21 protein-coding genes and 1 riboswitch are annotated in these 22,147 nt (G+C 36.8%); of the genes, 13 read left to right on the top strand and 8 right to left on the bottom strand.

Annotated elements, in window-relative coordinates:
- Positions 1–33 precede the first annotated feature (33 nt).
- The 3 genes from L0B53_RS02230 to L0B53_RS02220 all read left to right on the top strand — a co-directional run bounded on the left by L0B53_RS02230 (position 34) and on the right by L0B53_RS02220 (position 3,465).
- Positions 34–189 carry a hypothetical protein gene (locus L0B53_RS02230; protein ID WP_235059680.1) on the top strand — a complete coding sequence of 52 codons (156 nt, stop codon included), beginning with the start codon at positions 34–36 and terminating at the stop codon, positions 187–189.
- 611 nt (positions 190–800) lie between these two features.
- Positions 801–2,015 carry a 4Fe-4S binding protein gene (locus L0B53_RS02225; protein ID WP_235059679.1) on the top strand — a complete coding sequence of 405 codons (1,215 nt, stop codon included), beginning with the start codon at positions 801–803 and terminating at the stop codon, positions 2,013–2,015.
- Between the two features lie 178 nt (positions 2,016–2,193).
- The gene (locus tag L0B53_RS02220; protein ID WP_235059678.1) at positions 2,194–3,465 is read left to right on the top strand and encodes a patatin-like phospholipase family protein; all 1,272 of its coding nucleotides are present in this window, start codon (positions 2,194–2,196) and stop codon (positions 3,463–3,465) included.
- 118 nt (positions 3,466–3,583) lie between these two features.
- On the opposite strand, the gene L0B53_RS02215 is transcribed toward L0B53_RS02220, so the two are convergent.
- Positions 3,584–3,967 (bottom strand): acyl-CoA thioesterase, encoded by a 384-nt coding sequence (locus L0B53_RS02215; RefSeq protein WP_235059677.1) that lies wholly within the window; start codon positions 3,965–3,967, stop codon positions 3,584–3,586.
- A gap of 242 nt (positions 3,968–4,209) precedes the next feature.
- Here L0B53_RS02215 and L0B53_RS02210 point away from each other — a divergent pair, with 242 nt between their 5' ends.
- The 4 genes from L0B53_RS02210 to L0B53_RS02195 all read left to right on the top strand — a co-directional run bounded on the left by L0B53_RS02210 (position 4,210) and on the right by L0B53_RS02195 (position 8,328).
- Positions 4,210–4,917, top strand: coding sequence for a DUF3313 family protein (locus tag L0B53_RS02210; RefSeq protein WP_235059676.1), 708 nt, complete (start codon positions 4,210–4,212; stop codon positions 4,915–4,917).
- A 365-nt stretch (positions 4,918–5,282) separates the two neighbouring features.
- Positions 5,283–6,608 (top strand): DEAD/DEAH box helicase, encoded by a 1,326-nt coding sequence (locus L0B53_RS02205; protein WP_235059675.1) that lies wholly within the window; start codon positions 5,283–5,285, stop codon positions 6,606–6,608.
- 171 nt (positions 6,609–6,779) lie between these two features.
- Positions 6,780–7,169, top strand: coding sequence for a hypothetical protein (locus L0B53_RS02200; RefSeq protein ID WP_235059674.1), 390 nt, complete (start codon positions 6,780–6,782; stop codon positions 7,167–7,169).
- A 298-nt stretch (positions 7,170–7,467) separates the two neighbouring features.
- Positions 7,468–8,328, top strand: a complete 861-nt coding sequence (locus L0B53_RS02195; protein ID WP_235059673.1) for a MurR/RpiR family transcriptional regulator — start codon at positions 7,468–7,470, stop codon at positions 8,326–8,328.
- 86 nt (positions 8,329–8,414) lie between these two features.
- Here the strand turns inward: L0B53_RS02195 and L0B53_RS02190 are convergent, their stop codons facing one another.
- Positions 8,415–8,669: a YkgJ family cysteine cluster protein gene (locus tag L0B53_RS02190; protein WP_235059672.1), complete on the bottom strand. Its 255-nt coding sequence runs from the start codon at positions 8,667–8,669 to the stop codon at positions 8,415–8,417.
- Between the two features lie 648 nt (positions 8,670–9,317).
- On the opposite strand from L0B53_RS02190, the gene L0B53_RS02185 reads away from it, so the two are divergent.
- The 5 genes from L0B53_RS02185 to L0B53_RS02165 all read left to right on the top strand — a co-directional run bounded on the left by L0B53_RS02185 (position 9,318) and on the right by L0B53_RS02165 (position 14,523).
- Positions 9,318–10,364, top strand: a complete 1,047-nt coding sequence (locus L0B53_RS02185) for a hypothetical protein (protein WP_235059671.1) — start codon at positions 9,318–9,320, stop codon at positions 10,362–10,364.
- Positions 10,345–10,890 (top strand): hypothetical protein, encoded by a 546-nt coding sequence (locus tag L0B53_RS02180; RefSeq protein ID WP_235059670.1) that lies wholly within the window; start codon positions 10,345–10,347, stop codon positions 10,888–10,890. Before L0B53_RS02185 ends, L0B53_RS02180 begins: the two co-directional genes overlap by 20 nt.
- Positions 10,891–11,428: 538 nt before the next feature.
- Positions 11,429–11,526: riboswitch (purine riboswitch) on the top strand.
- A 247-nt stretch (positions 11,527–11,773) separates the two neighbouring features.
- Positions 11,774–13,129: an NCS2 family permease gene (locus L0B53_RS02175; protein ID WP_235059669.1), complete on the top strand. Its 1,356-nt coding sequence runs from the start codon at positions 11,774–11,776 to the stop codon at positions 13,127–13,129.
- Positions 13,130–13,140: 11 nt separating this feature from the next.
- Positions 13,141–14,046, top strand: a complete 906-nt coding sequence (locus tag L0B53_RS02170) for an isopenicillin N synthase family oxygenase (protein ID WP_235059668.1) — start codon at positions 13,141–13,143, stop codon at positions 14,044–14,046.
- Between the two features lie 96 nt (positions 14,047–14,142).
- Positions 14,143–14,523, top strand: a complete 381-nt coding sequence (locus tag L0B53_RS02165; protein WP_235059667.1) for a VOC family protein — start codon at positions 14,143–14,145, stop codon at positions 14,521–14,523.
- Positions 14,524–14,709: 186 nt separating this feature from the next.
- Here L0B53_RS02165 and L0B53_RS02160 read toward each other — a convergent pair whose 3' ends face one another.
- Entirely contained in the window at positions 14,710–15,618 is a 909-nt protein-coding gene (locus tag L0B53_RS02160; protein ID WP_235059666.1) for an aldo/keto reductase family oxidoreductase, read from the bottom strand.
- A 293-nt stretch (positions 15,619–15,911) separates the two neighbouring features.
- Here L0B53_RS02160 and L0B53_RS02155 point away from each other — a divergent pair, with 293 nt between their 5' ends.
- On the top strand, positions 15,912–16,364 hold the full coding sequence (locus L0B53_RS02155) for a cytochrome c (protein ID WP_235059665.1): 453 nt from the start codon (positions 15,912–15,914) through the stop codon (positions 16,362–16,364).
- Between the two features lie 118 nt (positions 16,365–16,482).
- Here L0B53_RS02155 and L0B53_RS02150 read toward each other — a convergent pair whose 3' ends face one another.
- From L0B53_RS02150 to pabB, 5 genes are all read right to left on the bottom strand, one after another.
- Entirely contained in the window at positions 16,483–17,166 is a 684-nt protein-coding gene (locus L0B53_RS02150; RefSeq protein ID WP_235059664.1) for a cytochrome b/b6 domain-containing protein, read from the bottom strand.
- 181 nt (positions 17,167–17,347) lie between these two features.
- The gene (locus L0B53_RS02145; protein ID WP_235059663.1) at positions 17,348–18,502 is read right to left on the bottom strand and encodes an autotransporter outer membrane beta-barrel domain-containing protein; all 1,155 of its coding nucleotides are present in this window, start codon (positions 18,500–18,502) and stop codon (positions 17,348–17,350) included.
- A gap of 17 nt (positions 18,503–18,519) precedes the next feature.
- Complete coding sequence (locus L0B53_RS02140; protein ID WP_235059662.1) at positions 18,520–19,821, bottom strand: BamA/TamA family outer membrane protein; 1,302 nt, start codon at positions 19,819–19,821, stop codon at positions 18,520–18,522.
- A gap of 198 nt (positions 19,822–20,019) precedes the next feature.
- Entirely contained in the window at positions 20,020–20,595 is a 576-nt protein-coding gene (locus L0B53_RS02135; protein WP_235059661.1) for a CoA pyrophosphatase, read from the bottom strand.
- A 48-nt stretch (positions 20,596–20,643) separates the two neighbouring features.
- Positions 20,644–22,047 carry an aminodeoxychorismate synthase component I gene (pabB, locus tag L0B53_RS02130; protein WP_235059660.1) on the bottom strand — a complete coding sequence of 468 codons (1,404 nt, stop codon included), beginning with the start codon at positions 22,045–22,047 and terminating at the stop codon, positions 20,644–20,646.
- Positions 22,048–22,147 lie beyond the last annotated feature (100 nt).

Genomic DNA, 22,147 nt, shown 5'->3' with positions numbered 1-22,147 from the left:
ATTTATCTAGTCAAATAGGATAGGGGAAAGACAATGAAATTTACGATACATGAACGAGATATGATGGCGATTAAACATGGCTGTACGATTTATATCATGTCAGGAAAGGTTGTTGAGATAATGTACTCAGCATCAGAATGGACACCGAAAGAAGCCATTGCACACTATAAATATGTCGTGATTGGTTAATTGGGTGAAACGAAGTAAAGAAAAAGGAGATCCTTTTTCTTTACTTTAATCACTTTAAGGTGAGGTTTCGTCACTTTTTATTATTTGTTGTGATTTTTTATGTGTGGTATATTTTGTGGTATAAAGAAGGGTGGGGTTGGTTATTTTCTCTTTTATATCAGTGTGTTATTTTATTTGGTGGTAATGTTCATCCTACTGTCCATGCTTTTTTTGTTTTTATTGGTTCTCGTCACTCTTTATCATTTTCCATCGTTATTTATCTTTTTAATTTGTTTATAAACAGTGGTTTGCATTATTTTTCTTGTTATTTTTCAATGTTTATTGTCTCTTTTTATCACTTTGTTTAATTGATTGTTATTCGCTAAAAGCTATTGTTGCGTGTACTACAGAGTCGAGAATTATATGACAATACAGATCCCCTTTATACTTGAAGTTGCTAGGTTGTTGGCTGTACTCGCTCACCCCAATCATATAGTACACCTATACTCATGGGTCTCACTCACTTGTCGTCTATTTGAAACTCCAATTACTTTGGGTATAAGTATGTAGGTAGATCATATTTTAATATTATTGGAAATGATAAAGTAAAAGAAAAAATAAGGTATTTCTCTTTGTCTTTTATTGAATCATTTACATTAATGTTAGCGCTTATTTATAGCGCAATGCTTTTATATACAAGCGGTAAAAAGTTCGGGGCAATATTTGTCTTTTTGATGGTATTAGTCGCAATAACGACGGCGTTTTATTGGCCTCTATTATTAGCTTTAATAGGCGCTGTTATTGTTATGACCGCGATTTATTATTGTAAGAAAGAGTTGATTGAAGCACAACAAAGACCTAACTTTTTACGCAATCTATGCCAACATTCGATGGCACTCTCTTTTTTCTTTGTTGCATTACAATATAGTATTCATACTGCGATGTTAGCGATGAATATTAGCCCTGATTTTTTACGTCCAGATGTCGTTGATGCGTTTTTACCAATAGCTGCAGCGATAGAGCTTAAAGCCATTGTGACGCTAGGGTATTGGGATCCTGTCCATCCCGCAGGGGCAGTGATGTTACTCACTGTGATGGTGACGGGTGTACTTTGTAAGCGAGCCTTTTGTGGTTGGATCTGTCCAATTGGATTGTTTGGAGAGTATATTTATAACCTTAGAACAAAATACTTTAAAAGCGTCATCAAGATACCTCGCTGGTTGGATTGGCCACTGCGCTCATTAAAATATCTGTTATTAGCTTTTTTTACTTTTATTTCAGTGGGCATGCCAATAAATAATATTCCTTACTATTTAAAAGGCAATTATCACAAAATTGCCGATATTAAAACCGCATGGGTGTTTGTTGATCCCGGGTTAATAACGCTATCTGTATTAGCGATAATTTTAGGGTTAGCGTTATTACAAAAGCGGGCATTTTGCCGTTATTTTTGTCCTTATGGTGCTTTGTTAGGTCTGATTAGCTTGATTAGCCCATTAAAAATTAGACGAAATAAAACTCATTGCTTAAATGAACATGGTGATTTGAGTTGCAATAAATGTACAAGAGCTTGTCCATCTCATATTATTATTCATACTAAAGATCAAATCCGTACCGATGAATGTCAAGCGTGTATGAGTTGTATTACTGCTTGCCCTAAAAAAGAAGCTCTTGGATTTAAAACCAGAAATGGTTGGCAGGTATCAAGTAAATCGTTAATGGTTATCGTTTTGATTATTATGTTTGGTATTCCACTTATTGCTTATACAGCAGGATTTTGGCATAGCCAGACCAGCAATGAGGTTCGAATGCAGTTACTTCAAGTGATGAACTACATTAGCTATTAATTTATTCCCCCTTCCTACTTGACGTTGCTAAGTGGTTGGTGACGGAAAATAAGAAGAAAATAGATTGCCCCACTTTAACCTGTCATGAAAACTGTCTCTCTTAGTCTATGCTTAATGATTATATCCAACGTTATTTCTTTGATAAGTATTAAGCTTTAAATAGATAGAGAATGTTTGAATGAAAAAATTATTGGTATTAATGAGTGTTTTTCTAATTGGCTGCTCCTCTCATCAACTTAAACACCCACAAGTTAATGAAGAGAATTATCAAATTGTCTCTATTGATAAAAGAGAACAACATTATGATCTCTATAACGAACCTTATCGCTTTTGGGGTGATATGAGACCTGTTCATTTGAATGATGAGAACCTTGCGCTATTTAGACAGAGTAATAAAGCAGGTACCTTTAAAGTTTTTGGTGAGAATTTGAATATACTGGTTCTTTCTGGAGGGGGAGAACGAGGTGCATACGGTATAGGTATTTTAAACGGCCTTTATGATACGGGTGAGTTGCCTGAGTTTTCAATTATTACAGGTGTAAGTGCAGGGGCGTTAATTGCACCTTTTGCTTACATTGGTGATAAAGAGTCTTTGTTAAGAGTGAAAACGGTGATTTTATCTCTTAATGATAAAGAAGATTTTAACAAACGATCAATTTTCTGGCCGATTAGAAATAATGCGATGACAGTAGGAGATAAATTTTTTTCCAGAATAGAGTCTATTTATGACAAAGTGTTAATAGAGAAATTGGCAGTTGAATATAATAAAGGGCGTCGACTTCTTATCGGTACTACGCACTTTGAATCTGGTCGACAAATGGTGTGGAATTTAGGACGAATTGCAGCCAGTGACCTTCCCAATAAAGAACATTTAATTCATCAAGTGCTCGCGGCAAGTGCATCCATTCCTGGAGTCTTTCCTCCTCAATTAATTACGGTTTATGATAAACAAGGAAACCCATTTCAAGAGATGCATTTTGATGGTGGATTAGCCGCACAACTTTTCTTTAATCCCTTTGGTTTAAATCAAGAGAAAATATCAAAAATGTTTGGGCTTGATACGACACCAAATATGTACATCGTTCGTAATGGTTATTTACAAGCTGAATTTAAACAAGTGAAACCCGATATTTTACCCATTGCAGCCAGAAGCTTAGATAGTCTGATTTATGCGCAAACTAAAGGGGATTTGTATCATGAACTTTATATTAGTGCCTGTAATCATATTTATTCACATTTAACTTATATTGGTAATGATTTTACTGTCGAAGCTGACCAAAATATGTTTTTTGATCCTGTTTATATGGAGAAACTTTATGATTATGGTTACCAGCGTGTGTTAGATAATAACGTTTGGACACGTCAATTTGATGGAACAAAAGCGGGAAGTTGTGAGTCATTACATCAACCTACTGAGTTTATTGATCGTGTTAATACTCAAGCGAATTAAATATCGTGATCCAATGAGTTTAAATTCTTGGATAAATATATGCGGTTAAGTAGACATATTGAGACGAGTGATAAATATGTTTACTTAACAGCATAGTATTATCGATAGGAAAGTCGTTCTAACTTTTAGATTTTTTCAACGTTTCAAAATCCCACCCATGAGAGGTTGGTTTACCGTCATTGTTCACATTAACCATGACGATTTTATCAACATTTAATACCGTTTTCTTGGTTGCTTTATTGCGAACATTGGCAGAAAAAGTGATAGAACTGTTACCTACCGCAGTGGTTTCCATTCCAAATTCAATGATATCACCGAGTACGCTTGCCGTTTCAAAACTAATTTCAGAAATTAGTTTAGTAACAATATTATCTTGTTGAAGTTGACAACGAGCATAAATATAAGCCTCTTCATCTAACCAGCGCATCAATGTGCCACCAAACAGACAACCTGCGGAGTTTAAATCTTCAGACTTGATTAATCTTCTTCCTAAATATTGCATTTTAATTTCTCTGTTAAATTGTCAATGTCAAAAATATAATCCTAACCTGTGATGTTGGTCAACTTCTAGTTGGGGGATTACCCCTTAATTTATTCTTCTATTAACCATTAAGTTAGAGTGGTTATTGCTTTGGTAAGGGAAGTACAGGTGTAATTTAATAACTAAGATGATCGAAAGTGGAAAACAGAGATAAATCAACTATATTTCTAAATAATCAAGAGCACTAATTATGGAAATATGCGATGAAAAAAACAAACAGTATTAAGCTAATAATGACAGCAGTTTTAGGAATGTTTATCGTTGGTTGTGCAAGCTCTATTGCGACAAAAAAAGATTTAGCCAGTGATGATTTGCCAAAAGATGTGAAGTTAAAGCAGGTTGATTACACTAAAGACAGTAAAGGTCTTCAATGGGTTTCTAGTAATTTAACACCGGAATATTATCATCACCTAATTTTACCAGAAGTCGAGTTAAATCCAGACCCTAATTATGATAAGCAAATTCCAGCTGACGTTTTAAACCAACTATCAAAAGAAATCTCAGATGCCTTAAGAGCGGATTTATCTGAACATATTAAAGTCACAGATAAAGAAGGATCTCATGTTGCTAAATTAGTGATTCATGTTACGAGAGCAACAACCAGCCCAGAAAATCTACGAGTGACAGAAGTACTTCCGATTGGCGCGGTTGTCGGTGCGATAAAAGAGGCGGCGGGTACTCGTGATCGAAGTGTGCGTATTGTTATCACCTCTCAGATTTTTGATAGTGTCACTGGGGCACCTTTAGCTGAAAGGGTTTCTGTTTTAAATGCTAATGGGGTGTTAGAGAATAATGCATCGAAGCTGACCTATAAAGATATCAAAAAGGATGTCGATAATTTTATTAAAGAGGTGAGAACATTTGTTGAATCTGCTGCTTATTATGCGCAGCAAAGACCGACAAAAAACTGATTACTTTTATAGATGATTGGCGATATACCCAAAGTCATTGGAATCGTTAGTAGATGGCAAGTGATTGAGGCCCCATGAGTATAGATTTTCTATATGATTGAGGCGAATGAATGTAGCCCACAACCTAGCAACTTCAAGTAAGAAGGGGATACATGGTAAAAATACCCAACGATGAGTGATTACGCTTATCTTGGGTATTTTTTTGTCAGATAAAAGGAGGTCTCTTAATTTAAATCGTTATTAATTAAGTTATATAAACAGAGTGAGATGGTGTACAATGCCGCCTAACTTTCGCCGATAGCGGCATATTCAGTACAATATAACACTGAATAATATTTATTTATTACCTTGATGGAGCAATTATTTTGCGATTTGAAGACCTAGCCATTGATAAGCGTCTAATGAAACCGTTACACCACTTAGGGCTTAGCAAACCAACTGAAATTCAGGAGCTTGCGATTCCAGTCGCAGTGGCAGGAAAGGATATCATCGCCTCCTCAAAAACCGGTTCAGGTAAAACACTGGCTTTCTTACTGCCAGCATTGCACCGCATTATTCGAATGAAAGCTGTCAGTCGTCGTGACCCTCGAGTATTAATTTTGACACCAACACGTGAACTTGCAAAACAGGTTTTCGGTCAATTAAAACTGATGTCTGCACATATTAATTGTGAGATCGCTTTAATTGTTGGTGGCGAAAACTTTAATGACCAAGCCAATGCATTCCGTAAGAATCCAACGATTGTTGTTGGTACTCCGGGGCGTGTGGCGGATCATATGTCTCATCGTCATGTTTATTTTGGGCATCTAGAGCTGCTTATTTTTGATGAAGCCGATCGTATGCTTGATCTTGGCTTTGCTGGTCAATTACGTGAAATTAATGGCGTAGCAAATCATCGTCGTCGTCAAACATTAATGTTTTCTGCGACATTAGATAATACTGAAGTGAATGAGCTGGCAGGTGAGTTATTAAAAGACCCTAAACGTATCGCGGTTGGCAGTGCGGGGACAGAACATAAAGATATCGAACAGAATTTTTACCTTTGTGATCACCTTGATCATAAACAAGCGATTCTACAAAAGCTGATTGATAACGCAGAATATAACCAGATGATGGTATTTACTGCAACACGAGCTGATACAGATCGATTAACGGCACTTTTTAATGAGCAAGGTTTAAAGGCGGTTGCACTTAGTGGTGACCTAAATCAGGCTGCACGTAATCGTATTATGAGTCAGTTTGAACGTCGTGTTTACCGTATATTGGTAACAACAGATATCGCTTCTCGTGGTTTAGATATCCGAAATGTTTCGCATGTCATCAATTTTGATATGCCAAAACATGCAGAAGAGTATGTTCACCGTGTTGGTCGTACTGGGCGCGCTGGTGAAAAAGGTGAAGCTCATTCATTAGTGGGTCCTAAAGATTGGTTAAGCTTTAAGAATGTTGAAGCGTTTTTACAGCAGTCTGTGGATTTCTCAACAATTGAAGGACTCGAAGGCAAGTTTAAAGGTTTAAAACCTAAGCCTAAAAAAGTTTGGCAGAAGAAGAAACCTCAAGCTAAACATAAAAAATCGACAGCAAAAAGCGCCGATGGTAAGAAGCAATACAACAAACGTTTTTATGATAATCAGGATGTTGGTGATGTTGTTTTCCAACCAAAAAAGAAAAAGCCCGCAGAAGATAAGTAAGCGAATGACGATTTAAAATGAAAAAAAGTCCTATTTATTAATAGATAAATAGGACTTTTTTTATTGTTATCCCCTATTCTTGAAGATGTTAGATCGGTGGTTGCATTCGTTTGTCGACTAATAACACCAATAATCTTGATTAAAATATATATTCCAAATAAGGAAAATTAAATGACCCAATATAAATTAGAGATTTATCAAAAGCCGCTACAAGCAATTATTGCGGGTAGCAAAAAAGTTGAGATTAGAACTAACAATAGTTATGAAGCAATCCGTTACGATCAACTTAAGCCTGGTGATGTGATTAACTTTCAAGTCATTTCGGGTCCTCCATTTATCGGTTTAGATGTGATTATTCCTGATGCTTATGCTGTTAAAGTTAAAGAAGTTCGTCAATATCCAGATGCGCAAGCCCTATTAGAGCATGAAGGCTTGGGTGTACTCTCGACCTTAGCATCAACCATGGAAGAGGGTGTGACACTCTTAAATAGTTTCCATGAATATAAAGAGATGATCCCTGTTCATGGCATCTTTGCTATAGCGATTGAACCCGCTGAATAAATCTTTAGGGTTAATACTCTTTCAACTTCCTTTGACAATATCTTATAGATTCTGATGTAAAAAAAGGAAGTTGAAGTATCATGATGCGTAATAAATATGAAACTAAATTACAGTAAAGTGGTTAAATTAAGCCGATAAGTCGCAAAAGATTCAGTTTTCGTAGTTTTTTTTCTAAATAAATTAGATCTCTGTCATATTCTAAGCAAATCTATTGATTACTTTGAGGGTAATCCTGATACTGTAGGTAGAGTGATTTGAAATAGAATAAATATCTAATCTCAACAGATATTGGTGACAGATGAATATAATCGATAAAGTTCAACAACATTTAGAACATTTTAGTAAATCAGAAAGAAAAGTTGCAGAAGTTATTTTGGCCGAGCCCGAAGTCACGATTCATTCTAGTATTGCCACTTTAGCAAGAATGGCAGACGTCAGTGAACCGACAGTTAACCGCTTTTGTCGACGTCTAGATACTAAAGGTTTTCCTGATTTTAAACTCCATTTAGCACAGAGCTTAGCCAATGGTACGCTTTATGTGAATCGAAATATCGAAGAATTGGATGGTCCAGAAGCCTATACCAGTAAGATATTTGAATCGACCATCGCGTGTTTAGATTTAGCAAAAAATACGATCAGTCATGATGAAGTTAATCGTGCTGTTGATCTATTAACGCAAGCAAAAAAAATATCATTCTTTGGTTTAGGGGCTTCGGCTTCTGTTTGTCATGATGCATTAAATAAGTTTTTCCGTTTTAATATTCCGGTTGTCTCATTTGATGATGTTGTGATGCAGCGTATGAGTTGTATTAACTGTCATGAAGGCGATGTGTTTGTATTTATCTCTTATACAGGGAGAACACAAGCCCTTGTCGATATTGCAAAGCTTGCAAGAGAGAATGGAGGGGTAGTGATTGGTATTACGGCCACAGGCTCGCCATTAGATATTGAATGTGATGCGACAGTTCATTTAGACATCCCAGAAGATACCGATGCCTACATGCCTATGGCAAGCCGTGTTGTGCAGATGACTGTGATTGATGTGTTAGCAACCGGCTTTACTCTTCGTCGAGGTAATGGCTTTAGAGACAATCTTAATAAAGTAAAAGCGGCATTGCGTGATGCACGATTTGGTAATAAATTAGAACAAATTGATTAAAGTATCGATCTTAATCGATTCATCATCAATTCAACCCTTAACGTTAATAATCGCTTAAACTCGATAAAGTAAAAATGTATTTAATGTTAAGGTTGTGTGGCTATCTCAAGTCGAGTAATCAGTTCTAAAGCTTGTTCTCTGTTTTGGCCACACACATCAATTCCGGCTTTAAAGTCCCCACACAGAGCGGGTCTCTCTTCTTTACCAAACAGTTCACATAAGTTATCACTTTTTAAATGAGCACATCTGACACCAGCAGGTTTACCCTTTGGCATTTTTGGTAAAGGGTAGTTAATTGAGGGCGCAATACAACATGCCCCACAGTTCATTCTACATTCCACGTTAACAACCTCGATTTTAATTTGTATTTATATCTGGATCTAGCCAGGCTAGGTTATCACGACACCCTCTACACATTTATGAGCGTGTGATAAAAATAGAGACGTAAACTACCACAATTTATATCCTCTAGATATACCTATACTCATGACGCCTTAATTACCGCTTTTGAGCAACTTCAATGACTTTAGGTATAGTATTGGATGATGTTTTAGCCATTAAGTTAAACGACCGTAATTAAAATTTAAGATGCGATTTTGGTTATAAAGCGAGAGGAGTGATTCGAGTTAGTAATACTTGTCAGGGAGATAGATAAAAAAAGACGGGAATCCGATCCCGCCTGAAAGAAGTAACAATGAATATAAATGAAAGTTAATACATTAATTATTAGCAGACTTTTTTTTAAAATATAGATTATTTCTAAATTTTTAATTAAATTTTAAGCACTGTTGATCAATGTGTTACAAAAACAATCCAATTTGTTGTTGTTTGCAACATGTAATATTAAGATTTAGCGATATACTTAACTTTGTTATCAAAAAAGGATTTATGATGGAATGGTTAAATAAGGGCATAACTAATTGAATTTTATGTTGTTATTTTTGAAATATGTAAACAATAAGTGATTGATAGATCTTTTTAGGATTTTTATGCGAAACCCCAATGTTATAATGCAAAACAAAATTACCGAACTTTTTAAATATGCTAAATTCCTCAGGAAAATTGCCTGGATAGTTGAATTTATTGTTGTATTTATTGGTCTTAGTATCTCAGTTTTCTTAGTGACCAGTACTGATGCATCGACCAGTGCTTTTATCCTAGCCGCCCCTTTTGTTATGATCTCAATTGTTGAGTTCGCAAAAATACCTTTTGTCGTAGGATTATGGCACGCAAAGAAATCATTTCTTCTTTATTTATTGATGATTGTTTTGCTTTGTACATTAACGTTTGAAACATTATTAAATGGTTTTGAACGTGCATTCTCAACAATTAATGAACAGATTAATTTAAAAGAGATTGAAATTAGTAAGATTGAAAATGATATTAAAATCAATCAAGACAATGCAAGTATTCTATCTGATGAATATAATGAGAAACTCACGAAGTATGAACAGCAAGAACAAGAAATAGAAAGTGAGTTTACAAGCAGTTATCAGCAAGCTGTTCGTCGAAATAGCATTAATGCTCGTAATACACCTGCACTTAAAAAAGCATTGGATGCCGCTAAGAAAGATTTGACTCAACTTAAAATCGAAAAAGCAGATCTTCTTAAAGAGCTATCAGAAAAGAAAGAGCAGAAATTTAAAGACAGTATTAATCGTCTAGATGACTCCGAAAATGTGGCAGATTCTGAGCGTAACCGTTTATTAGCAAAACTGAGTCAATTAGAGAGTGATCGTGAAACGGCATTAAATGATGCAAACTTCTTTACTCGTGATGGCGTGAAAAGAGAGTACGATGAAAAGATCCGTTATACCAATGAGCAGCTAAATAACATCAATGATAAGACGATCACAGGTGATAAGCCGGATGAAAACTTTGATTCAGTGAAGTTCCTTGATAATTATTATTCTGACCTTCTTTCGCTGAAAGATGATGTGATTAAACAGAAACAACAAGATGTGAAAGAGTTAACTCGTCGTTATCAAGTGGCTCGTCAAGCAAGCAGCAACCAACTTGCAAGACAGAAAAAATAATTTAGAGCAAGATAAAGATAGCGATCTTCTAACTCTTGATCAAAAACGTGAACAGCTTGAGCAAGAATTTAAGCAGCAAAAGCAAGTTATTGCAGGTTTACGTCAAGAAAATAACCAATTTGAGTATGAAATCAGAAAGGTTGAGATTGAAACGAACACGATTGCGCTTTCTAACCAAATCTATCGTATGGCTTCATACGTTGATAATGTTGAAAACTATAAAGAAGTTAGCCGAGATTCGTTAACACTTGTTGGTCTTATTTGGTTTGGTTCATTAGCATTTATTGGTTCTATTACCGGCGTGGCATTAACGCTTTCAGGTCTTCATCTTAAAGGGTTAGCAGAAAGGATGGAAACGAAACAGTATGAGCAAAATGAGCGAGATATCGCAGAAAAAGCCAAAGCAGCTGCGATTGAGCAAGCTGAAAGAGAGCAAGTACTGAGAGATCAAGCGAAATCTGAAGCTATAAAACAATCAGAAAAAGAGCGACTAGAAACGAATAAAACACAAGATCGAGATGAATAAACGATATACCTAAAGTCATTGCCGCTGCTAGTCGGCGGCAAGCGAGTGAGTCCCTATGAGTATCGATAGACTATATGATTGGGGCGAATGAAGGTAGCCTTTACTTTTTATTCATATACAGCCCTAGCAACTTCAAGTAGGTAGGGGATAAGCACCTAATTTGTCATATCGATGAGTTAGGTGCTTTTTTTTGGCTTATTTTCTTGTAAAGTGTGTTCTATCTTATCGTCTAGAACTCTTACCTTCTGACCTATTTATCACTTTAATTTGTTCTGAGATTTAAAAAATAAATATCAAAATAAAAATATTAACTATGATATATATCATTTAACTTATTGATTTTTTGTCTTTGATTGGTTTATTTTGTTGTTATTTTAATCATTTTGTTTGTTTTTTATTCTCAGCTGTTAGTTTTAACCAATTTATTACTATTGACATACAAATTATTGGCAACTAGAATGCGCGCAAATCGAGAGATTACGTTTTACTCGAACATTAATAATCATACTATGGATTTGTTAGTGATAAACGAGAAAACGCACTTACTTTTGAGGCATTTTATATAAGCTTCTAATATGGAGAAGCGTTTCTACAGAACACCGTAAAAGTTCTACTATAAGATGACGAAAAAACCTTTAACACCCCATCTTATATGATGTGTCTGAAAGGTAAGTGTAGCTAAGGCTACGCTATAGACACATTACCAACAGTACTCTTTTCTATTGATCTTTATCTGTTAGAAGAGAGCATTAGCGATCAGTAATGCCAGTTTTGACTAAAATTCTAGTTTTTAACTAAAAGGTTAGTTAGCGCGTAGCCCTTTTTATTATGTTTAGACAGACGTAAAAATATGCGAGAAATTTGCATAATTTAAGGGAAAGTAATGCTTAATAATTCCGTTACACTTGAATCTAAAAAAAGCGAAGAAAACACAATAAATACCGGGACACATCCGTTACTCAATAAGTTATTTCAATTGGATAAACTTAAAACAACGGTTAGGACAGAGTTTACAGCAGGTATCACTACCTTCTTAACGATGATGTATATTAGTGTGGTTAATCCTTCACTATTAAGTACAACTGGAATGGACTTTGGTGCGGTTTTTGTGGCGACTTGTTTAGCCGCAGCCTTAGGGACACTATTAACGGGACTATTAGCTAATTATCCGATAGCGCTTGCGCCAGGCATGAGTACCAATGCTTTCTTTGCATTTGGTATTGTTGGAGGTATGGGATATGACTGGCAAACAGGTCTTGGTGTCATCTTTATTTCTGGTCTGTTATTTTTAATTACATCACTATTACCGATCCGTTCTTGGGTTATTAATGGCATCCCTACAAATCTTCGTTTAGCGGTATCTGGGGGTATTGGTCTATTTCTTGCCCTAGTTGCATTAAAAACATCCGGTATTGTTGTTGCAAGTAGTGCAACGATGGTGACATTTGGTGATGTTACCTCTCCAAGTATTCTTTTAGCTATTTTTGGTTTCTTCTTAATTGCAGGTCTTTATGCAAAAGGCTATAAAACGGCGATTGTCATTGGAATTATCACTGTTACTGTTATTTCTCATCTTTTAGGGCTGAGTGAGATTAAAGGAATTGTCTCAATGCCGCCATCTCTTGCTCCGACCTTTATGCAGTTAGATATCTCTGCCGCTTTAAATGCTTCAGTATTAATTATTAGCCTATTTCTTATCGACTTTTTTGATACAGCTGGGACAACGGTTGCGGTCACTCAAAGTGCAAAGTTGTATGATGAGAATGGTAAGGTTCCTCGCCTAAAGCGCTTATTTAGTTGTGACTCATTAGCGACGGCTATTGGCGCAATATTAGGCACCTCAACGACGACCTCTTATTTAGAGAGCACCTCTGGAACAGCTGTCGGTGGGCGATCAGGTTTGACGGCTGTGGTCGTGGCGTTACTATTTTTAATACTGCTATTTTTTGCCCCATTAGCGGAAAGTATCCCCGCTTCTGCAACGGCACCCGCGATTTTGTTTGTTTCATGTTTGATGATCAGTAACTTATTTAAGATTGAAGTTGATGATGTGACTGAATATCTGCCAGCAGTGTTGGCTGCGATTACTATGCCATTTACTTTCTCAATTATTGAAGGTTTTAGTTTCGGTTTTATTAGTTTTGTTTTTATTAAATGGTTTAGTGGTAAACAGAAAGATATCACTCTGCCAGTCTATTTTTTAAGTGCAATTTTTGCTCTTCGTTGGTTCTTTTTGTAAGGAAATAAGATATGAATGCTATTGCGATTATTAATGCTATTGATTGGAATTCGGCGACTTTTGAAGAGAAACAAGTCTTTGGTCACCAATTAAGAAAGGCTGGTGAAGAGATGGGCTTTTTAGCGGTTGCCAATGCGCCGTTGACGAAAGAGTTGCAAGAACGTGCACTTAAACAGTGTGATCTCTTTTTTACCGCAGTGAAAGAACACCAACTGGCTTCTTCTTTGCCTTATATTGCTGAAAAGAACCGTGGATTCGAATCTGTCGGTAGCGAAAGCTTAGACGTTTCGAGCTTTGATTATAAAGAGACCTTTATGATGGGGTTCGATGAGATGGCATGGCCAGAAACAACGTTACTTCCTGAGTTTAAGTCAACCATGGATGAGTATATGGACGCATGTCAACAGACACTTCATCTGTTACTCAAAGGATTTGCTGTGGCATTTGGCTTAGAGGAAAACTTCTTCAGTAGTAAACACCAAGAAGCGGCACAATCATTACGCGCGCTTCATTATCCACCATCAGATCCAAATGCGAATCAATTTGCTGTCTCTCCACATACCGATTACGGCACCCTAACACTATTAACGCAAGATGAGTTGGGTGGATTATCCGTAATGAACCCTCACACTGAAGAGTGGTATGACAGCCCAGCAGGCACGGGAATGATTGGTGTTAATGTGGGTGATCTCTTTGGCCGTTGGAGTGGTGATGTACTCGCCCGTGATTTTCATCGTGTTAACTCAGTCGTCACTGATCATTCTCGTTATTCACTGGCGTTTTTTGGCCATCCAGATTTTGATACACCTATAGAGACATTCACAGGGTCTGAAGCGAAAGAGCATTATGCTGCTATTAGTAGTGGTGATTACCTCTTTGAGCGTTTGGCTGAGACTCGTGAAGTCGCGGAAGTGTGAGTAAATATATGCGCGTTATTTATTATTATCAGTAGTTAAATGATGCTTTTTCTTCTATATTGTTAGGGTTAAATTCTATTAATTAAAGGGGTTACCATGTTTAGTCATTTGGCTGTGGGTAGTGATAATATTGAGACATCAAAAAAATTCTATGATGCAACATTAGCATGTTTGGGTCATGATGAAGGCGTCATTCTTTCTGAAAGTCGCTGTATTTATAAAACGCCAACGGGATTACTGATTTTAACAAACCCGATTAATGGTGAATCAACGACTCATGGAAATGGGATGACGATTGGTTTACGAGCAACAAGCCGTGAAATGGTTGATGCTTGGCATAAAGCAGGGTTAGAAAATGGAGGTACACTTTGTGAAGAGCCTCCAGGTATTCGTCAAGGCCCTGGGATTGAATTGTATCTTGCTTATTTAAGAGATCCAGATGGTAATAAGCTTTGTGCAACCTATATGATGCCTTAATATTTTGCTGATTAATCTAGCAAAAGTATATATATAAAGTTATTGAATTCAACGAATAACTTAGCAACGTTAAGTAAGACAAGCATAAAAAGGCTATCTATATTTTTCAATAAGATAGCCTTTCTTTTGTTATTTACATTGTAAACTTGAGGTGAGCTTTATGATTGAATTCACCGAATTCTTGGGTTAAGGCACACCGTGTCCTTTTGATTCAACCCAAATACGATAAAACTGTTCACGACTCAAGGTTAAAGAGAGTGAATCTACCGCAGATTTAACGCGAGTAATATTACCTGAGCCAATAATCGGAACCGGCTGACTAGGTAGCATTCTTACCCATGCATAAATCACTTGGTCGATGCTTTTCGCCCCAATCTCGTGCTGAATTTCTGTAAGAACTTTTCTGACTCGTTGAGCTTGATCGCTCTCTCCACTAAATATTTCGCCGCCTGCCAGACAAGACCATGCCATTGGACGCGTGCGTTTCATTTGTAGTTGATCGAGTGTGCCATCATCAGCAACAAGGAAGTTTAATGGGTTGATTTCAACTTGATTGGTTGAAAGAGGTTTATCTAAACGTGATTGCAGTAGGTCAAATTGACTTGGCGTAAAGTTAGAAACACCAAAGTGCTTCACTTTACCTTGTTGTTGTAGTTGATTAAACTTATCTGCAACTTCATCAGCATTTAATAGAATATCTAATCGATGGATAAGTAATAGATCAATTTGTTCGATTTGTAGGCGAGTTAATGAGTTTTCAACAGACGTTTGAATATGTTGAGCACTGGTATCGTAGTGATTTATCTTGCGATCGGGGAAGTCTGGTGTACATAGTTTAATATTGCACTTTGTGACAATTTCAAGTTCTTTTCGAATTGATGGTTCTAAGGCTAATGCTTCGCCAAAGAGTTTTTCGCATTGATAGTCACCATAAAGATCTGCATGATCGGTCGTCGTGATACCTAATTCTAAATGTTGCTTAATAAAAGTTAAGCGTTCTTGAGGCGTCATGTTCCAATCAGCTAAACGCCAATATCCTTGAATGAGTTCAGAAAAATGAGGCCCTTCTGGTGCCATAGTAACTTTAGATAACATGATTTAAAAATCCTTTATTACTCTTAATTTGAGTTGTTAACTTTAATTATTAATAATCATTTAATACAGGTATACCTTGCCATAAAATGATCAAAAAATCTGCATAATACGTCCTGTTTTTACTTTTAAGAATCAAACATTACAATCGCGCAATGTTAACACTTTTTCTTTATTTTATTTACATTTATGATATTCTTCCGCATGTAGTGGAGGAGATATCTTCTTCAATAAAAATCAAAAATTTACCCGATAAATTTCGCCATTAATGTAAATCGCATGGAAGGATATTAATTATGAAATTAAAAACAACCCTGATTTCACTCTCATTTTTATTTGCTGGAACGGCAGTAGCAAATACATTTAACGAACCTGATAAAGCGATTGAGTATCGTCAAGCGACCTTTACGATGATTGCTGGAAACCTTGGTCAAATGGCTGACATGGTTAAAGGAAAACAAGAGTGGAATAGCGAACTTTTTGCGAAACGTGCTGAACAGTTATCTCAACTCTCTTTAATGCCACAAGATGCCTTTGCCGTAAAAGGATCCGATAAAGGGGATACCAAAGCTAAACCTGAAATCTGGAGTGATTGGGATGGATTCACAACAAAGTTAAATAAATTCCAAGCGGATACGGCTAATTTAGCAAAAGTTGCAGCTGGTGGCGATCAAAAAGCGATTAAGCAAGCGTTTGGTCAAGCCGCTAAAAACTGTAAAGCGTGTCACAGCGACTATAAATATAAATAATTGTATTTAGAATAGTAAAAAACCGCACTTTTAGTTATTGTACCATTTAACTGAAAGTGCGGTTTTTTTGATCTATATTCTTCAATAAATCTTAGTCAATAAGAGAGGGACGTGAAGGTTAAAAAAGATAAGAAATAACCTCTTCTCCCCAAGCAAAATAGACGATTGATCCAATCATTAAAAAGATTACCCAACCCATGATTCCATTTTTAATTTTAGGTTTAGCCATGGTCATTGATTCTGTAAACTCTTTTTTCCCGGTAATCATTGGCGTGGTTAAGTTCTCTTTTTTTACTGCACGATAAATGAAAATAGCTAAAATATGAATCACAACCGCCGCTTGTAATACGTTGAAAATTTGATGATGAATTCCCGTTAACTGACCACTTAAGTCATAGCTAATATATTGTGCTAATGGCCCTTCGGAGAGAATATCATCATTGGCAAATAACCCCGTTGTTATCTGCAATGTCAGTAAAATAAAGAATAGCGCCACCATATAACTGCCAATTGGATTGTGACCGATAGTTTTCACCTGTTCAGGATTTTTAAGATATCGGATTACCGTTGCTGGTGATTTGATGAAGTAGCTAAATTTTGCGGTATCGCTGCCGATAAAGCCCCAAATTAGTCGACTAAGCAATAGCGTCATTAACAGGTAGGCGAGAGAGAAGTGCCACTCCATGAGTCCTTGTTCTCCGGTATACCATAAGCCTCCTAAAATAGCGACTTGCAACCAGTGATAGCCACGAACAAAACTGTCCCAAATTTGAATTTTTAATGAAGTAGAGTGTGTTGTCATTATTTACTATCCTTATAAAATCACATCGACTTTTTCAATTTATATTTTCCGTAAACTTAACATATCACCCCATAAAACGTAACTTATTAAAACAAAAAAAGCTGATTTTATAACCCCTTAATAGAATTGAGAGAAGGGGAATAAAATCAGCCTAGTATTGTGTTTTATGTTGCAGTTGAGTTTAGTAGCGATAACTCAACATTGCGATGACGGCTTTACGCTCATCAGCTAAAGTACCTTCAACGACTACACCGTAGTTTTTGGTGATGGTCCAGTTCATCCCAATTAAGCCTGCGTATTTTTGATTATTGGTCTGCTTAATTTCATACGAAAGTTCAGTGTCATTATCAAACTTAATTGTATCTTTGGATGTTAATTTAGTGTGCATGTAAGAGACACCAACATACGGGCTAAAGACGCCCCAGAAATCGACTTTAATTGACTTGCCGACCCTTGGTGCGATTAACCATGTATTGCCTGAACTGCGGCCATCATCGGTTTTTACCCATGTGTAACTGATTGGCAATAGACCAAAGAAGCCATAAGCACCACCGACTAAGTTCATATTAAGACCGAAATTTGTGCCATCAATATCGGGAGAGAAATTATTAATATCAATAGATTGATCACAAGAAGGATTTATCTCTAAAGGCGGTAAATTCGGGCGATCAGGAATTGGAACACTGACACCATCACAAACATTTTCAAAGATTGCTGTAGGAATTTGAATTAACATATCAGATTTTGCATTATAACGGCCGGCGTAAGCACTCATCTCCAAGAAAGGAAAAATCCATGCACCAAGACGTAACTGAAGGCTGGTACTGTTGATTTCTGGATCATTAAAATTAACCGTATCTAAATCTAAATGATCACCAATTTCAATCCCATCGTAGTTTACCTTTAAATCTTTCAAATGCACATTTTGTGAGGTGTAGTTAGGGATCAATGAAATGGAGAACGGCAGAGGTAGTTCAAACCCTAAATCGATAACATTTTGTGCGTAAAAAGGCAGAACATGCTCCCATTTTTGACGAGGCTTCTCTTGTTTCTGGCCTTTTAAATTAGGATCAACGGTAAAAGAGGGGGCAGCTGAACCGATTTCTGTTTCATTTCGGGCTTCTCGGTTTTCAGCGCGACGTTCGGCTCTGCGTTCTTTGAAGCTCTGATCCTCATGCTGCTGCTTTTGTTGATTAAACTCATCTTGAGTAATCACCACCGCCGTTGATTGTTGTTTATTTTCAACCGTTTCTTCAGCGTAGGCTGTCCCCATAAAGAGCGATGAGATCACCAAGCTCAACAGTTTGATTCTAGTTTTATTTTGAGAGTGACTCATATTAAAAAATCCTTTGATTAAAATGCTTCTGTAAATGTTAAATAGAACCCACTTTCACTAGGTCCAAAGCCTAAATCAACGCGAACGTTCATTCTAGGTTGTAATTCATAACGATAACCCACACCGTAACTATAGAGGAAGTTATCGTAAAAATTGCTCAAAGTTGGTGCAACATAACCCACACCACCCCAAACAACCATGCCATGAACCGATGGTTGACCATTAGCACGTAAGAAGGTGTGGCGTAACTCTACGGTATTTTCAACTGCGGTTTTATCACGATAATGACCGGTGTAAATTCCGCGCATTGAAGAGGCACCACCTAGAGTTGGCATATCGTAATAAGGGACATCGCCTTGACTCCATTGCACTGCGTTATAAAAAGCTAATGTGTCATTTTTACGCAGTGGGTAGTAATAACGGTAATCAACTAATAACTTTTGATAATCACTGTCACCCCCAATCGCGGTACCATATTTGAGGTATTCTAAATTGAAGAACTCGCCTTTCTTAGCATTCACCGTCACATCTCGGCTATCATATTGAACCGTAAAACCGAGGCCTAAGGTAAATGTTTGATCTTCAAATTCTTGAAAGTTTGGATCATTAAGTGCGGTATCCGGTAAACTGTCTTTATCTGGATCAAAGTAAAGTAAGTGAAGAGCAGGGCCAATATTCAACCCATAAGCGCTTTGAAAAGTAAGATCGCCCTTATAATCAGCAAACATATAATCCATGCTGATATCATCGGAAGCATCTTGTGCTTTACCTGCATCGTAACCAATACCCCAGTAATACTGGCTTTGTTGGCCGAAAACTAAACTTCCTTTATAGCGAATCGTATCTTGATAAAAGAACATGTTCTGTTTTGAGCGAATACCAAAACCGACGCCATCTTCCATTTGGTTAGCAATCGCCACCATGGTAATACTTGAGCGTTGTAGTTCTCTATCGGTACGATTAGTACTAAATGAATACAATGCACCAGCAGCTAGCATTACCCCTGTTTCTGGTACGTATCCTGGACCTCCGAGAATCGAAAAAATGGGAAGTCCGTTAGCTTCGATATGCTTTCTTTCTGCATATTCATAATCTGATTTTTGTTCTTTTAACTGTTGACAGACGTCTTCTTTTTTACAGTTTTTTATCTGTTCTTTTAGGTCAGTAATAGCGTTCTTATAATCTTTTGTTCGCTGTCGGGCTTCTGTATTACTTTCAAAAAAAGGCATAGTGTCAGACGACTTTGGAAGGTCATCTGCGATGGTTGTCCCTGAAAAAGAGACCAGAGCCAATAATGTAACACGGTAAAAGTTATTCAAATGTATATCCTATAGCCAATGAATTCTTAAATAACCAAGTAAATATAAAACGCGTCAATATATAACAATAGTTTATAAAAGTGAAAACTATATAGTATATCTCACTAATAATTGACACCATTTGCTCGGTTTATAGCCGTATCTAGCTATTCAGGTTGTTTATGGGGTCGGATTTTAAGGTTTCTTGCTGAGTAAAGGTTAACTTTTAAGTTGATTCGCTAGGTTTTTAATTATTTGTGCCGTTGCTCCCCAAATAAAGTAATTATTATGTTTAACGATAATTAAAGTCTGCTTCTGTTTGCGAAAGCTCACGTTATAATGAATAAAGTTTCTTGGGTTAAATAGATGTTTGACGGGAAGATAAAATACCGACTCAACTTCATCATGATTGATTTTAAGTTGATAACTTGGTTCAACATAGGCAATAAAAGGATGAATAGTAAAACCAGAAAAGGTTTTTAAATTTGGCAACTCACCCCAAATATTAATTTGATTGGGTTGGATGCCAATTTCTTCTTCGGTTTCTCTTAATGCGGTGTGTTGAAGATTGCTGTCTTGTGGATCAAATTTGCCGCCAGGAAAACTGCATTGTCCAGGATGGTGGCGAAGGTGCAGTGCTCGTTGAGTTAAGATCAACGCTAATTCACCTTGATAGTGAGTGACGGGGATTAATACGGCAGCATCTCTTAACTTATTGACTGGAATGGAAATATCTGGATGTTGAGTCGAGGGTGAGAAAATAAACTGTTGAAGTAATGTGTTTTTATTATTCATTATCTCGCCCTTTATTATATTGGAATTACAGTCTGCGAATTGTAATTATTATGATTTTACTCTATTCAGAATAGGCAATATTTTGGCTAATTTATCAAATGTCTCTTTATATTCAGCACCTTGCTGGCTATCAGCAACAATACCGCCACCTGCCCACGCATAAATGCTGTTTTCATGGCATAGCAGAGTACGAATAGCAATATTGGTATCAAGTGTACCGTCACGACTGATATACCCAATACTGCCACAATAGCTATTTCGACGATGGGGTTCTAACTCTTCAATAATTTCCATGGCTCGAATCTTTGGTGCGCCAGTAATTGAACCACCCGGAAAACACGCTCGTAACAGATCATATCCACTGTACTTTTGATCCAAGGTTGCGGTAATCGTGCTGACCAGATGGTGAACTGCGGGATAGCTTTCAATCGCAAAAAGAGATGGTACGGCTACGGTTCCCGGTTTAGCGACTCGTCCAATATCATTTCTTAATAGATCAACAATCATTAAGTTTTCAGCTTGATCTTTTTCAGCGTGTTGGAGTTGATTCGCGCTCTCTAAGTCTTGTTGTGGATCAGCAAAACGAGGGCGAGTCCCTTTAATCGGTTTCGTTTCGATTTGTTGATTAGCAAGCTGAATAAATCGTTCAGGAGAGAGTGATAATAATGTGAATTCATCTAATCGAATAAAGCTTGAAAACGGCGCACCATTTTGAGCCGATAACTGTTGATAGGCGAGCCACTCATCACCTTGGTAGTGCGCTTGAAAGCGTTGTGCTAAATTTATTTGATAACAGTCGCCGCTTTTAAGGTAGTTTTGGATAGCGTCAAATTTTTTACCATACTCTTGTTCACTCATGTTTGATTGCCATGAAGAGGTTAATGAAAAAAGCGCTGGGATGTGACGATTGTGTATTATTTTTTGTTGCTCTAACCAAGTTATACGCTGAGTCTGCTCGGGCTCAACAACGGTAATTTTCTCTTGTTGATGGTCAATAATAATTGCCCAATCGTAGAGACCGATAGCCATATCAGGAGCTGGGATATCATGTTGAGATGTCGAGGTCAAAGGCTCAATGGTACGACCTAAATCATAAGCAAAATAACCGAGAGCTCCCCCGATAAAAGGAAGATCTGAGGTTTCAGATAACCCTTGAATCTCTGCTGGTAAATAGTGCTGCTGTAATTGAGCTAAAAGCGTAAATGGATCCGTCTCACTATTGAACTGTTTTTTTGTAACTTTTTCCTTGATTATTGAATGAGTTGCATAACTTTCAATGGTGACAATAGGATCTGCGACAATGATATCAAAACGGCTATCTTGTCGGTTATCTGCCGAGTGAAGAAGCATCGCCCAAGGTTGGGATGCTAAGGCGTCGAACAGGGAAAGCGCAGCAGATGAGCAATATTTTAAGGATGTTGTTTTTAAAATTGATACTTTTTGTCGTTTCATGTCAAATTTTGTGACCAATATTTTATTGTTCAATAGCACATTAGAGCCAGCAAGAGTATCATAAATATAAATTTTTTAGTCGATTAATTACATATAGTAA

Origin of the sequence: Vibrio sp. SS-MA-C1-2 (assembly GCF_021513135.1) — a bacterium.
In the GTDB taxonomy this organism is placed as follows: domain Bacteria; phylum Pseudomonadota; class Gammaproteobacteria; order Enterobacterales; family Vibrionaceae.
The sequence above is the reverse complement of the archived record's forward strand: the minus strand, read 5'-3'. Positions and strand labels throughout refer to the sequence as shown.